General features: G+C 58.0%; 15 protein-coding genes. 4 read left to right on the top strand and 11 right to left on the bottom strand.

Annotation, left to right across the window (positions count from 1 at the left end):
* The first annotated feature begins 18 nt into the window (after positions 1 to 18).
* The gene (parS, locus tag ABID19_RS29225; protein ID WP_263806542.1) at positions 19 to 507 is read left to right on the top strand and encodes a type II RES/Xre toxin-antitoxin system antitoxin; all 489 of its coding nucleotides are present in this window, start codon (positions 19 to 21) and stop codon (positions 505 to 507) included.
* The gene (locus ABID19_RS29230; RefSeq protein ID WP_263806543.1) at positions 504 to 1,010 is read left to right on the top strand and encodes an RES family NAD+ phosphorylase; all 507 of its coding nucleotides are present in this window, start codon (positions 504 to 506) and stop codon (positions 1,008 to 1,010) included. Before parS ends, ABID19_RS29230 begins: the two co-directional genes overlap by 4 nt.
* A 650-nt stretch (positions 1,011 to 1,660) precedes the next feature.
* On the opposite strand, the gene ABID19_RS29235 is transcribed toward ABID19_RS29230, so the two are convergent.
* On the bottom strand, positions 1,661 to 2,698 hold the full coding sequence (locus ABID19_RS29235) for an EscU/YscU/HrcU family type III secretion system export apparatus switch protein (protein WP_263806544.1): 1,038 nt from the start codon (positions 2,696 to 2,698) through the stop codon (positions 1,661 to 1,663).
* Positions 2,699 to 2,961: 263 nt separating this feature from the next.
* On the opposite strand from ABID19_RS29235, the gene ABID19_RS29240 reads away from it, so the two are divergent.
* A complete protein-coding gene (locus ABID19_RS29240; RefSeq protein WP_263806545.1) occupies positions 2,962 to 3,894 on the top strand; it encodes an IS110 family transposase in 933 nt (310 codons plus the stop codon).
* Between the two features lie 232 nt (positions 3,895 to 4,126).
* On the opposite strand, the gene sctT is transcribed toward ABID19_RS29240, so the two are convergent.
* Genes sctT through ABID19_RS29290 form a run of 10 tightly spaced genes read right to left on the bottom strand, consistent with a single transcriptional unit; the run spans position 4,127 to position 11,478 of the window.
* Complete coding sequence (sctT, locus tag ABID19_RS29245) at positions 4,127 to 4,948, bottom strand: type III secretion system export apparatus subunit SctT (protein ID WP_263806546.1); 822 nt, start codon at positions 4,946 to 4,948, stop codon at positions 4,127 to 4,129.
* Between the two features lie 8 nt (positions 4,949 to 4,956).
* On the bottom strand, positions 4,957 to 5,232 hold the full coding sequence (locus ABID19_RS29250; RefSeq protein ID WP_006205112.1) for an EscS/YscS/HrcS family type III secretion system export apparatus protein: 276 nt from the start codon (positions 5,230 to 5,232) through the stop codon (positions 4,957 to 4,959).
* A 2-nt stretch (positions 5,233 to 5,234) separates the two neighbouring features.
* The gene (gene sctR / locus ABID19_RS29255; protein ID WP_006205111.1) at positions 5,235 to 5,900 is read right to left on the bottom strand and encodes a type III secretion system export apparatus subunit SctR; all 666 of its coding nucleotides are present in this window, start codon (positions 5,898 to 5,900) and stop codon (positions 5,235 to 5,237) included.
* Positions 5,893 to 7,008 (bottom strand): type III secretion system cytoplasmic ring protein SctQ, encoded by a 1,116-nt coding sequence (gene sctQ, locus ABID19_RS29260; RefSeq protein ID WP_412177298.1) that lies wholly within the window; start codon positions 7,006 to 7,008, stop codon positions 5,893 to 5,895. The genes sctR and sctQ overlap by 8 nt, the downstream gene beginning before the upstream one ends.
* Positions 7,008 to 7,541, bottom strand: coding sequence for a hypothetical protein (locus tag ABID19_RS29265; RefSeq protein ID WP_263806548.1), 534 nt, complete (start codon positions 7,539 to 7,541; stop codon positions 7,008 to 7,010). The genes sctQ and ABID19_RS29265 overlap by 1 nt, the downstream gene beginning before the upstream one ends.
* Complete coding sequence (sctN, locus tag ABID19_RS29270) at positions 7,517 to 8,863, bottom strand: type III secretion system ATPase SctN (RefSeq protein ID WP_193364574.1); 1,347 nt, start codon at positions 8,861 to 8,863, stop codon at positions 7,517 to 7,519. Before sctN ends, ABID19_RS29265 begins: the two co-directional genes overlap by 25 nt.
* A gap of 8 nt (positions 8,864 to 8,871) precedes the next feature.
* A complete protein-coding gene (gene sctL, locus ABID19_RS29275; protein WP_263806549.1) occupies positions 8,872 to 9,495 on the bottom strand; it encodes a type III secretion system stator protein SctL in 624 nt (207 codons plus the stop codon).
* Positions 9,492 to 10,100, bottom strand: coding sequence for a nodulation protein NolU (locus tag ABID19_RS29280; protein ID WP_263806550.1), 609 nt, complete (start codon positions 10,098 to 10,100; stop codon positions 9,492 to 9,494). The genes sctL and ABID19_RS29280 overlap by 4 nt, the downstream gene beginning before the upstream one ends.
* The gene (gene sctJ / locus ABID19_RS29285) at positions 10,093 to 10,953 is read right to left on the bottom strand and encodes a type III secretion system inner membrane ring lipoprotein SctJ (protein ID WP_263790871.1); all 861 of its coding nucleotides are present in this window, start codon (positions 10,951 to 10,953) and stop codon (positions 10,093 to 10,095) included. The genes ABID19_RS29280 and sctJ overlap by 8 nt, the downstream gene beginning before the upstream one ends.
* 9 nt (positions 10,954 to 10,962) lie before the next feature.
* Positions 10,963 to 11,478 (bottom strand): nodulation protein NolB, encoded by a 516-nt coding sequence (locus ABID19_RS29290; protein ID WP_263806551.1) that lies wholly within the window; start codon positions 11,476 to 11,478, stop codon positions 10,963 to 10,965.
* Between the two features lie 211 nt (positions 11,479 to 11,689).
* On the opposite strand from ABID19_RS29290, the gene ABID19_RS29295 reads away from it, so the two are divergent.
* Entirely contained in the window at positions 11,690 to 12,373 is a 684-nt protein-coding gene (locus ABID19_RS29295) for a secretin N-terminal domain-containing protein (RefSeq protein ID WP_263806552.1), read from the top strand.
* Positions 12,374 to 12,386: the final 13 nt, after the last annotated feature.

Below are 12,386 nucleotides of genomic sequence, written 5' to 3' on the forward strand. Positions count from 1 at the left end.
CATGACGGAGCAGCGACCATGACCAATCCCCTGATGGCAATTAGAGCGGCGTCGAGCGTCGGAAGCGAGTTTGAAGAGCTCGTGAACCTATTTGGCGGGCCGAACGTCCTAAAGCATCCCGTATCCAATCAGATCGAAGCTCACGAACTAATCCTCCACGGTATTCCGAGTTTGGCTCTTGAGAAACTCGTGACCCATCTCCTCGTCATCGACCCCACCGATGCCTTCGAGAAGGCTTTCGGTATGAGCGAACGCACATTCCAAAGACACAAATCCGACCGCTCCAGGACGCTCAACACTGAGCAGAGCTCTAGAACATGGAACTTCGCGAGAATTTTGACAAAAGCTACCTCTGTCCTCGGTTCCCAAGATGAGGCCGAGAAGTGGATGATTCAGCCTGCGATGGGGTTGGATAATCGAAGGCCGATTGATCTTTTGGCTACTGCGGCCGGCACCGAGCTCGTACAGGAGTTCCTGGAGCGTTTAGACTACGGTGTCTATGCATGACGCCTTTACCAGGCTTGCTCGGAAATAGAGAGATCATAGGCTGGAGGCTCGACCACAACCGTTTCAGGTCCACCTGGGATAGTGGCGAGGGTTCGTTCAAACTGGGTGCAAGATGGAATAGCAGAGGCGTTAGGGCAATCTACGCTTCAATCGATCCGTCTACTGCGATTCTCGAAGTCGCCGTTCACAAAGGGTTTAGAACACTCGACACCGTTCCCCATGTTCTGACGTCTTTTGAAATTAGAGAACCATCCACTATTCATGTCGTGGACATGGGGGACATTCCAAATGCCAATTGGCTAAGGCCAGGCATTCCCAGCGCAGGGCAGCAGCACTTTGGCGATGCTTTACTCGCAACGCATATGTTTGTTCTGATTCCAAGTACGGTATCGCACCACAGTTGGAATTTGGTGTTTGATCCAGCCAGGGCCAGCGGTCTCTACACGCTTCGATCCCAAGAGGATTTCGCGCTGGACACGAGATTGCATCCACCAACGCCATGAACCCACGACTTTGACCTCATCTCAGTCCATGCCTGAAAAGCCCTGCGCCATTGAGTCATCGGCAAAAAATCAGCTTTTCGATGACATTCCGCGGCTCGTGAAGACGCCATCACGGTAGCTTTTTCTACGAGAATATTTACAACATCACCCCGCTCCCACTGATGACGTACATTCGGCCATGATAGAAACCCCGATCTCGAAGTGAGGACGCCAGCGGGCGGAAAGTCCTTTTTTCTTCAATGCCTTATGGGGCAAAAAGTGCCCTCACTAACCTCATTGACTGTTGACGGTACTCAGAAAAGTTCGGGCGGGCAATATGTATGCGACCCGTCAGGCGGTCCCTCACAGCCAATCTCTGCGTACCGATTGTCGCTGATTGTCTTTGGAGTGAGTTATTTTTGTTTTCAGTACGTTACGTCGCAGATTAGCGTATTTTTTCGGCGGCGTTTGAGTGGGTCCGAATCATTCCCGCTCCAACGCACATCGCCGCACATCGCCAGCCCCTCGTTCATGATCGCCCGAATACGCCGCAACGGATAGTCCCGCTGGCCCCGCGCCTTGAGGTCACCCGTTCATCTGCGAATGTCTCTGGAGCCAATCAATCACGCTCCTCAAGTTACCAAGAGCAAATTATTCAACATCCTTCTAATCTAAACTAGGCCGGCGGCATACAATACCTTCGCGACCGGCTCGAAATACTTCTGTGGGACGGGATCCCCCAGCTTTGTCGTGGGGATGAGCTGGCGCGCCAGGACATCATCATCGACAATGGTGAGACGTAGCGCCCGCGCCTCATCAAATAGCTGAGAAGCAGCCTCCCCCTCGCCTCGGCAAACCAGTACCGGCACCCCGGTCTCGCCACGGACGTAACGCAGACCAACCAGTATCGCGCGCCCTCTCAAGATCAATGTGGCGCGATGCACGCCAAGCGGAAGCTCGCTAGCCATTTCGTTGCGGAGGCGACGTCGTTCACGTTTCAATTCTGGCTCGCCTTGCTGATCCTTCAGCTCGCGCTTCATCTCGGTGTCGGTCATGCGCATGTCGCGCAAAAACAACCCGCGCTGAACCAGGAGATCAATCAATCCGCCGATCAGAAAGAAGCCGGCAGCAATCCCAATCAGCAGTTTCACCTCTGCAAACACAAAGCCGACACAGCCCATGCCGCAGATCGGCAGATAGACCATCGTCTTCCACATGCCGAGAACGACGAGGAGAAAGACTGCGCTGAGGACGAAAACCTTCACCAACGTCTTCACAAGCTCGGTTAGAGAGCGCATCGACGCGATGCGCTTCAGCCCTTTGAAGGGGTCAATTTTCTCATATTTCGGCATCATCGGCTCGAAAGAGAAGACCAATCCACGATTAGCGAGAAGTCCCGATAAAACTGCTGCGACGACAATAATCCCGAGGAATGGGCCAACGATTGACACTGCAAGTTCGGTAAAAAGGACCAGCGCCTGCTGAACCGCGCTGTTGAAGGGCATATCTTGCAGCTTGTCTGTTAGTAAAAGCGCTTCCTGGCATTTATCCTCGATGGTGCTCGCTTTTAACCATAGATATCCCAGCCCGGCGCACGTGCTGGCAGCGCGGACGAAATCGGCGCTGCTTGGAATCTGCCCTTTCTTGCGCGCTTGGTTCAGCTTCCTGGGTGTGGGTGGATGTTTCTTTTCTTCGCTCGTGTCGCTCATCAGGCAGCCTCGCGATTGCGCTGAATCCGTTCAAGGGCGGACTGGGCGTTGGTCCCGCGCCGCCGCGAGGACGGCCTTTGCTTGCCCCACGAGGGCCCAAATGAGGCTTGAGGCTTTGCAGTGGCCGGGAGCTCCAGACGGGCTACAGGAAGATGCGCCACGGACACCTCCACCAAGATGTGCCCAGAGCGTCGATTGATCAGCACCTCGTGAGGGCAGCTTCCGGCACCGGGCACCCGACCCCAGTTTGCAAAGGTGCATCCATGACCATTTGGGTTGGTGTCGATTGGGGCGGATCGAACCATGCCGTTTGTATCGTCGACCCTGCCGGCTGGGGCCTGGATCACTTTGCCGTCGCCCACGAGCGGGACGGGCTTGCTGATCTCGCTGCCTGCCTGCGCCGGTATCGCACGCCCGGCGAGACGCCGATCCCCATCGAGCGGCCCAGTGGGCTCGTCGACGTGCTGGTCGAGGCCGGGTTCGTCGACACCCTGCCCTACCCCAATGTCGTCAAGGCGTGCCGGCGCCGCTATCGCGCGGACGCTACCAGCAGCGACCCCGGCGACGCCTGCATCCCCGCCGACATTCTGCGGATCGAGGGCCACCGGCTGGCGCCGTTTCGGCCACAATCTGACGCCATCAAGGCCTTGTGCGCGCTGGTTCGCGGCCGTGACAATCTCATTGCCAGAAAGGTCGTGCTCGCCACTCAGCTCCGCGCCCTGCTCGAAAGCTATTGGCCAGGTCCGTTCGACCTGTTCGCCGACATCGCAAGCCCCATCGCGCGGGCTTTCATTCAGTGCTACCCGCCGGAAGGCGCCGGCCGCCTGGCTGAGAAGCGAATGGCCGCATTCCTCGCCCAGAACCAGTATTGTGGCCGGCTCTGCTCCACTCCCAACCCAACCGCCACGGAGGCTGACGCTAAGGGCGAACTCTCGCGCGTCAGTGCCAGCACACTCGAAGGCCTCGTCGCCCAGATCGCCAAGCTCTCCAGCCGCATCGAGCCCCCCGTTGCTCGACTGCCGGAAGGACGCATCGTCATATCCTTCCCCGGGGCCGGAAAAATCTGCGCCGCCCAAATCACCGGCGAACTGGGCGACGGGCGTGTCCGCCGCCAAAGCGAGGATCATCTCGCTGCGGAGGCGAGCGTCGCTTCCGTCACATACCAGAGCGGCAAATCCCGCAGTGTCGGCTGGTGATGGGCCTGCAACAAACGCTTGCGCGCCGTCATGACCTGCTTCGCCGACAACTCCAGACAGGCAAGCCCATGTGTCGCGAAGGTCCATCAAGACGCCAGAAGACGCGGATACCAGCATCCGCTCACGCATGGATGTGCATTTTCTGGAGAGCATGGCAAGACGACATGCCCTACGATCCAAAAACACCCCCCTGCCTGGCCTCTGCTTGTCGCTGGTTGGCAAAGGACCTCTCTCATTTCAGCAGCTTCTCAAACCACTCCAGCGCGCCGTTCGACCAGACGATTTCCGATTTCATGCCTTCGACGAGATAGACAGTGTAGGTGACCATGATGATCGGAAAGCCGATATTCTTGATCGTCGGGGAGAGATCGCTCGGCTTGAATTGCGGCGCATAGCGCCCGACTATCATCACAGATATATCGACCAGGAGTAGGAAGGCCACCACAGGTCCAGAGACCAACAGAGTCGTGCGCATGATGTGGTCCAGGAGCCCCATCAATTCCGTTGCTCCTTGCGCAGTCAGGGTGGGTTGAAACCGATACACGGGCCAGATCAGATAGCTGCCATAAAGGCTGTTGATCATAACCTCCAGACCTCCCGACGCGACAAAGATCGTTGCCGCAGTGATGCCGAGAAAAACTCCCGTCGCCGAAGCCTGACTGCGCGTAGCGGGATCGTCCGAAGCGACCTGGCTGGTGATGCCGCGCTGGGTGTCAATAATCTCACCGGCCGCCTGCAGGCTCCATAGCGGGATGCCGAGCAGCGTGCCAAGCAGCAGGCCGACAAAAACCTCCTTCAAACCGAGCAGCGTTACCTGAATAAGACGTGTTTCCGGATCAATCGCCTGCAGGTCGACGCTGATCTGCGCCAAGCATGGTAGTGCGAACGCAACAGCCAAGCAGCCGCGGATCAGCCCGCTAATCTGAGATCGCGTAAATATCGGGAGGACCAGCATAATACCGACGGCGCGGGACGCGCCAAGTCCAGCCGCAACGATGAATTCGATGGCGGCCTGGATCAGACTTTGAGAATCAGAAAGTGACAAGCCATACATGGGAATGGCTAGTAGCTGGATGTGATTGCGGGAAACTCAGCAAAGATCTGGTTGGTGTATTCTATAAGCGGGGCGCTCAGCACAGGGGAAAACAGACCAATGACGGCAACAACGACCAGAAGTTTCACGGCGAGTGGCAAGGAATCATTCTGGATCTGCGTCGCCGCCTGGAAGATGCCAATGCCCAGCCCAACAACCACCGCCGCAATGAGTGGTGGCAGAACCCAGATCATGAAAACCACGAACGATTGGCTCATGTGAGTTACAATGCTGGCCTCGTCCATACTCAACCTCCCGGTGTTGTGTAACTCAACACAAGCCCGTGCGTTAGTTGCGACCAACCGTCGATAGTGACAAATAGAAACAGTTTGAAAGGCACAGATATCACCGCCGGGGACACCATTGACATGCCCATGGCCATCAGAATTGTCGTTACGATAAGATCGATGGTGATAAAGGGAAGATAGAGAAGAAAGCCAATTTCGAAGGCACGCTTGAGTTCTGAGATTAGAAAAGATGGTATCAGAATGACGAGGTCATCAGGTGCAGCGCTGGCGCGCATATCCTGTGGCCAGACTTGTTGGGTCGAGGATAGGAAAAACCGGCGTTGTTCTTCATTGGTGAACCTCTTGAGATAATCACGCAAGGGTTCCCGCCCCTCTTTAGCGGCGGTCACCCAGTCATCGAACGTTTGATAATGCAGTTTCGGATCCGTGACGCGAGCATAGGTTTGCTCAATAACAGGCGCGCTAACGAAAACGGTGAGAATCAATGCAGCGGCGTATAGCACGATGTTTGGTGGTATTGTCTGGGTCCCGAGCGCGTTGCGGACGAGGAAGAGGACGACCGATATCTTTACAAACGCCGTGGTCGTGACGACCGCCAACACCAGCAGACCGAGTCCGGCTGTAACCGCAAGTAATGCCAGGATTCCTGGTTGAACGTCAGTCATTGCATGCCAGTCTGCCACGGAGTCTGATGCCCAGCCCGTCGCCGATGCGCACGATGTCGCCGCAGCCGATACGCTGGCCGTTGGCAAGAATATCGACCGGGCCGTCGATCGGCCTACCAAGTTCGAACACATGCCCTTCGCCGGCACTTCTCAATTCTCTTAGCGGCATCGACCAGCGGCCGCATTCAAAGACCAATGTGATCTCGACATCGTCGAGATCGGCTTCCGTCGGCGCTTGCTGTGATTCGGGTTGTGTCGTCATATGTGCATTCTCCAAGCGGCATGGTCGCGGGCGAAAAGGGCGCCGCAGAATTAGGCGGTCCCCGGCAATATCTGCCGCGGCCCATAACCGGCCCGCAGATAGGATGATCTGGCCGCGCCCAAACGGTAATACATCCGGCAACAGCGCATCACCGGCACGTGCGTTGCGAAGAAGCGCGGCCGAAGCGCTGAGCGAGCCGATCTCTGCTGCAACTGTGATGGGGAGCTCTGAAAGCAGGTTGCACGGCTGTCGCTGCAACTGGCCAAGCAATTCGCCCAACGCGCAGAATGCAGATGGGACACGACCGTCGAGAGGCGAGAACAGGAACAGACGAACTTTGCCGTTGACTGGACCGCAGACGATGTCGAATTCCAGATAAGGAGCTGGCGTCATGGGGTCGCCTGTACGAAGGAATTGCACGTTCCGCTGTGTCTGACTCTCCAGTCGAGCGATAAGCGGCTCGAGTGCAAGTTCGAGAACAAGCGAACCAGTTGGTTCGCAAGGTAATGCAAGACCATTCTGCACTGTTGAGATGAGCGCCTCTGCAAGTCGACGGCACAACGACAAGACGATCGTTTCGTCTCCGACGCGCCAAATGCAGTCAAACATTGGAGCCGTAGAAGGTTCCTGCTGCCAGACAATCCGTTCCATCCGCACAGATAGCGGCATATCGCCAAGCCGGCTTTGAAAGGCCATGCGGGGGGTCGCGATTTCGTTGATCCACGAGACGACGGCGCGGGACAGAGTTAGCGATGGTTTGAGCGTAGCGTGTCTGCCCACAGGAGTTACCGGGGGCGGCTCTACAAAACGGCACGACCGCGCCGCGGTAAGAGGATGAGCCGTCATCATATCGGGTCGCCCGACATTTGGGGACGCGAAACCCTCCCATACCGAGGCATGCTTTCGTCATCGGCCTCTATCTCGGCTGCGGACTCCGAATGGGTGTCGACCGCGCGCCGAACGTCGCCCTCGATCTGTTCCCATTTGTGCCTGGCCGCCGAACATTTGACCCAGTGGGCCCTTGTCTCAGACGCCGCCGTCTCGGCCTCTTCTTGAGCGACGTGCGCGTCATCAAGCCTCTGACGTCTCAGGGTGATCTCGGTCTCAAGCCGCTCAATCAGGAGCTTGCCACGATCGAGTGCTGCGACGGACAAGGTATCGAGCGATATTAGCTGTTGATAAAGCTGCACTTCGGCCGCTGCACGGCGGTCCTCTGCGATCGCAAGCTCCTTGGAAGCTTGCTGTGTAGCCAAGGCCGCGATCTGGCGCTTGGCTTCCATATTGGACAGGTTGCTAAGGGCACTGCGCTCTCGCATATCCTTCAGAAGCCTTAGCCTCGAAGCGTGAACACGATTCACGCGGTCAGACGTGACATCCATTCGACGGTTTCCTCAAAACTGGACGTCTCGACTTCGCCCTGGCGCAAAAACTCCTGCAGATCATCGATCGAGGCGATAGCCCGGTCAGTCAGCGGATCGCTGCCATGCTTGTATTCACCGACCTTGACCAAAAACTCGGACTCGGCACTGCGCGAGAGGAGGTCACGGAAGAAGGACGCCGACCTACGATGTGCAACAGATACGACTGCATCCATTACACGGCTGCGGCTCTGCAGCACATCGATAGCGGGGAAATGCTCTCGCGCCGCGATCGTGCGTGAAAGGACGACATGGCCATCGAGAATGCCGCGCGACTCCTCGGCGATTGGATCTCCCACACCGTCACCCTCGACAAGCACGGTATAGAAGGCTGTGATTGAGCCACGCTCCCCCATGCCGGCACGCTCCAACAGGCCTGGCAGCGTGGCAAAGACGGAAGGAGGAAAGCCCCGCCGGGTCGGCGGCTCACCCGCAGCAAGGCCGATTTCGCGCATGGCGCGGCAAAGGCGCGTCAATGAATCCATCATCAGAACGACGCGTCGCCCTTGTTCGCGAAAATACTCGGCGAGTGTGGTTGCCATATGCGCACATTGCGCCCGCTCTATTGCCGAGCGGTCGGAGGTTTCGACGACAACGATCGTACGACGAAGGGCTGCCTCCCCAAGATGCCGCTCAATGAATTCACGAACCTCGCGCCCACGCTCGCCTATGAGCGCGACGATGGTAACGTCGGCTGCCGCGCCTTTTACGATCTGTGACAGTAAGGTTGACTTGCCGCAGCCCGCCTCTCCATAGATTCCGATCCGCTGGCCTTCGCCACATGTCAGTAGACCGTCCAGGGCACGGACGCCGAGTGGGAAGGGCCGCTCGATTATGCGCCTTGTCATTGGGTTGGGGGCTCTGCCGCGCAGCGGACGGGTTTCAGCGGTTTTGACAGCGCCTTTGCCATCGAGCGGACGTCCGAAGCTGTCGATCACGCGGCCGAGCAAATTGGCCCCGACTGGCACTTCATGCATTCGTCCCGTAGCCACCACTTCTGCACGGCTGGACAGGCCGACCAAGTCACCGACCGGCGTGAGCAAAACGCCATTCTGAAACAGACCGACCACCTCGGCTTCCAACGACCACCCGGTCCGCGGATCCTGCAACAGACAGAGTTCGCCGATACGGGCGTCTGGCAAGACGGCATAGAGGAGCGTTCCGATGGCCCGCGTGATCCGTCCGCGTACGACACGCGTGTCGATATGCTTGGCTTTAGACCTCAGACCAGACAGCTCTGTATCCAGAGTTCTCTCTGCAGCGGGATTGCTGTGCTCGGGCATCCGCATGGTCACAGTTCGTTTTCTTCAGAACGCAACCCAAACCCGAGGCGCAGCGCGCGTAGCTGCGCAGTCAGCCCGAGATCGACATTGCCATATTCGCTCCACAGCACGCATTGCTGCGGCGACAGCGCCGGATCGGGGTCAATCCGGACCTTCGGCCGCCCTTCCCTTCCATCGCATTCAGCGAACTCGCGCGCGAGCGCATCGACTTGCGTGGGAGACACATGAAGACAAACTTCGGCGCCACCATATTCCCGCTCGATCGCACGACGAACGGTCTTCACCAGCAGATCGCCTGGATCAAAGGCACCCAGAAGATCGCCTACGATCTCCATCACGAGCTGTGGCAATTCTTGCTCCAGAACGGTCTTTCGCCGTGCCACTTCAGAGACTGTCCGCCCAATCAGTTGGGCCATCTCCTCGGCGCCGTCGTTGAATCCCTCGGTATGACCGCGCGCCCGTTCGCGCCGATAAGCCGCGCGCGCCCAGCCGCGAACCCGCTGCAGATACCGTTCGGCCGCCGAACGCGCCTCCGCGGCATTGTCCCAGATTTCGAGCTCACTTGCCGGTATCAGTGGCCCGACTGGGCGCATCTGCGGAGCAACCGGCGCTGCTGGATCATCGAACGTCATATCGTCGGGGTCTCCGCAACCAAATAGGCTACCACTAAAGAAAACAACTGGCCTGCAGCATTGCGGTGCTCAATCGCGGGCTCATCGGCGGCGGTCCCAACAGGCAGGCGCAGCAGCACGCGGTTCCGGTCAAGGGCTGAATTTTCATCGAGCCAGGCGCCAAGACAGGCATGCCCATCGTGTTCAATCTGTTGGGCGAGTTGCTCTGGATCGTCAATCGGTCCGGTTGCGATGGCATGCGCCAGATGTCGGATGCCAAACGCGTGCGCTTCAGCGCCGATAGATTGGATCAGAACGGTGAGATCAGGCTTTGAAATCAGCTTCAGCAGCGAGCGGGCATGCCAGAGGCTTCCGGCAAGCAGGGCCGCTCGACGCGGATCATGTCCACGCAGAAGGTCCTGACCCCAGCGGCCTTCATTCAAATTCATTTCATCGTCGAGCAACAGTCCTGCCAATCTCACTTGAAGCCTCCGACTCTTCTGCAACCGCACCAAGGTCGCGGCCGACAACGCCGGGTCAAGACGTGCGGCAAGTCGAGTCGGATGAATCGCAGCAGCAAGCTGGCTCAAGCCCACGGAAGCCGATTCGGGCGATCGATCACGCATCGCCGACCATCTTTTTAGCAACAGACTCGATCGCAGGCACACCCGCGCGCCCTTCAAGCTTGGTGGGTTCGCGCGATTGCCTGCGCTGGCGCATACGAGCGCGGCCCAAGACATAGCTTAGAACGCCGATCACGGCCGCGGCGAAACCCACAGCAATCGCCAGCAAAGGCGCCGGAATCGATTTAGATGCCTGGGTCAAAACAGCCGCTGGCTCAGCCCGTTGCTCAAATGCGGGCCGTTCCACTGGCACGAAAACCACCTCCACCTTATCGTAGGATAGGCCCTCGATGCTGTTGGCAATGAGCATCTTGATTTGCGGTAGCAGAATTGAGAGGTTTGCCTTAGCGTCATGTCGGATAAACGCCGACGCCGAGGATGGCGTGGCGCCCTCTCGTAAAAGGTCGTTATGCGGCAGAACGACATGGACGCGCACCGAGATGACGCCGTCGATGTCGCTGATCGTACGCGACAACTCTTCGTTCAGCGCATAGACATAACGCGCGCGCTCTTCGGTCGGCGACGCGATCAGACCCGATCCTTTAAATATTTCGCCGAGGTTCTTGAAAGACTGGTGCGGCAGCCCCTTGGCATTCAGCAGGTTGATCGAGAAGGCAAGCTGCTTTTCTTCGACCTGAATCGTGCTGGTCCCATCCTTTACGGCGACACGGACCGCATCGACGCCACTGTTAAGCAGGAGCGCGAGCATGTCGTTCGCCTCGCGCTCCTGCAATTTCGTGTAGAGATCGGCCTTGCAGCCACTTAGAGCAAACAGAAGCGGCAGCACAGCACAACAAGGCCATAGCCGACCAGGCGGCCGGCTATGGGTGATCTCGCCATGCGTTGCGCCAACCATGGGCGACATTCAACCCGCTGATACCAGTTTATTCACAGATGAGCTGGCGGAGCCGATACCCTTGCAGACAAGGGAAACCTGAGTGACGTCATTGTAGACATCGCGCAGGCCAGCAACCATCGCTTCGAAATCCTTCCCCCCTTGCGGAGCACTTGGCGTCTGTACTCCTGCTGCTCGGGCCTGCAGAGGGAGCTGCGCCGCCGGCCCAGGCAGGGCGCCCGTCACAAGGGTCACCTGGCTGCCGAGCACGGGAGGCGCGACTGCATTATGCTGATGCATCGAAGAAAGCGTTTGAAGCACGCGATCGCCCAGCGGGTTCGCCTGCGTTACAGCCCGCTGAACCTCCAAGGCCGGACGAACTGGCGCCACCCTAGCCGTCGCGGAGGAGGCATCGTTTTTGACCGAGCTCGCCGCCTGCACAAGACTGCGCTGAAACTGCGCCTGGTCGCCGAGCGCTGCCGCCGACCCGACCTTGGACAGACCGTCGGTTAGATTGGTGGAGATCGATGTGACGCCCAACATCATGCAAGGACTCATTTGTTCTCTTTGAGATGTGATGAGTCTAACCCGCCCATCACCCGTTATCGGATCAACAGCATAGAGAGTCGAACTGACGACAAGCTGACGAATTGACCATGGGCAGCGTCTTTTAATCGCCACGTTCGGCGCCTAAGTTAGAATGCGAATTTCAACCTTATGTTCTTCGGGACGAGATGCCGGGAATGCTTGTGAATCCATGATCCTGCACATTTTTAAGAAAGTCCTCTGTGTCGTTTTTGTTGTCTCCACCGGAAACCATTTGGCGCACAGTGCTACTCTGTCACTGCCCTCGACACCCTACAGGTATGCGGTTCTGGATCAGGAACTCGCTGCCGCGTTGCAGGAATTCGGCAACAACCTCAAAATCAAAATCAGCATCAGCGGCGAGGTGAAGGGGCGGATTCGCGGACGCATGCCGGATTTGCCACCGCGCGCGTTCCTCGACCGCTTGACCGATCTCTACAATCTCCAATGGTACTTCGATGGGGTCGAACTTTACGTATCATCTGCAAATGAAGCGCAAACTCGCCTGCTTGTGCTGACCCCGATCCGCTTCGATGCGCTCAAGGCAGCTCTAGATGCGCTCAACATCTCCGATGAACGCTATGTCGTGAGACCGGCGCCGGGAAATGCTCTCGTCATGGTTTCCGGTCCACCACGCTTCGTCGCGCTTGTGGAGCAGACGTTCAACGCTCTTGTGGCGCAGGCGCAGGCGCAGCCACAGGCCGCCGCCGTCGAGAAGCCGCCGCAGGAATCGGTACTGCTGTTGTTTCGCGGCTCCTCCGCCACGGTCATTCGCGATGGACGGCAGGAAGGCCCCTATTCTTCCCTGCCGCGTCAGGACGACATCGTGCGCGAGCCTGAGCCAGCCCAGAAATAACATTGAGAATACG

This window comes from Mesorhizobium robiniae (assembly GCF_040545535.1).
Taxonomy (GTDB): Bacteria; Pseudomonadota; Alphaproteobacteria; order Rhizobiales; family Rhizobiaceae; genus Mesorhizobium; species Mesorhizobium robiniae.

Bases quoted from the DNA above. Each gene is read 5' to 3' on its own strand.
- sctL (WP_263806549.1), bottom strand. From the start codon at position 9,495: ATGACGTTCGATGATCCAGCAGCGCCGGTTGCTCCGCAGATGCGCCCA.
- ABID19_RS29240 (WP_263806545.1), top strand. From the start codon at position 2,962: ATGACCATTTGGGTTGGTGTCGATTGGGGCGGATCGAACCATGCCGTT.
- sctT (WP_263806546.1), bottom strand. From the start codon at position 4,948: ATGTATGGCTTGTCACTTTCTGATTCTCAAAGTCTGATCCAGGCCGCC.
- ABID19_RS29230 (WP_263806543.1), top strand. From the start codon at position 504: ATGACGCCTTTACCAGGCTTGCTCGGAAATAGAGAGATCATAGGCTGG.
- sctR (WP_006205111.1), bottom strand. From the start codon at position 5,900: ATGACTGACGTTCAACCAGGAATCCTGGCATTACTTGCGGTTACAGCC.
- ABID19_RS29235 (WP_263806544.1), bottom strand. From the start codon at position 2,698: ATGAGCGACACGAGCGAAGAAAAGAAACATCCACCCACACCCAGGAAG.
- sctJ (WP_263790871.1), bottom strand. From the start codon at position 10,953: ATGGTTGGCGCAACGCATGGCGAGATCACCCATAGCCGGCCGCCTGGT.
- ABID19_RS29265 (WP_263806548.1), bottom strand. From the start codon at position 7,541: ATGGATGTCACGTCTGACCGCGTGAATCGTGTTCACGCTTCGAGGCTA.
- parS (WP_263806542.1), top strand. From the start codon at position 19: ATGACCAATCCCCTGATGGCAATTAGAGCGGCGTCGAGCGTCGGAAGC.
- ABID19_RS29295 (WP_263806552.1), top strand. From the start codon at position 11,690: ATGATCCTGCACATTTTTAAGAAAGTCCTCTGTGTCGTTTTTGTTGTC.
- sctN (WP_193364574.1), bottom strand. From the start codon at position 8,863: ATGCCCGAGCACAGCAATCCCGCTGCAGAGAGAACTCTGGATACAGAG.
- ABID19_RS29280 (WP_263806550.1), bottom strand. From the start codon at position 10,100: ATGCGTGATCGATCGCCCGAATCGGCTTCCGTGGGCTTGAGCCAGCTT.
- sctQ (WP_412177298.1), bottom strand. From the start codon at position 7,008: ATGACGGCTCATCCTCTTACCGCGGCGCGGTCGTGCCGTTTTGTAGAG.
- ABID19_RS29250 (WP_006205112.1), bottom strand. From the start codon at position 5,232: ATGGACGAGGCCAGCATTGTAACTCACATGAGCCAATCGTTCGTGGTT.
- ABID19_RS29290 (WP_263806551.1), bottom strand. From the start codon at position 11,478: ATGATGTTGGGCGTCACATCGATCTCCACCAATCTAACCGACGGTCTG.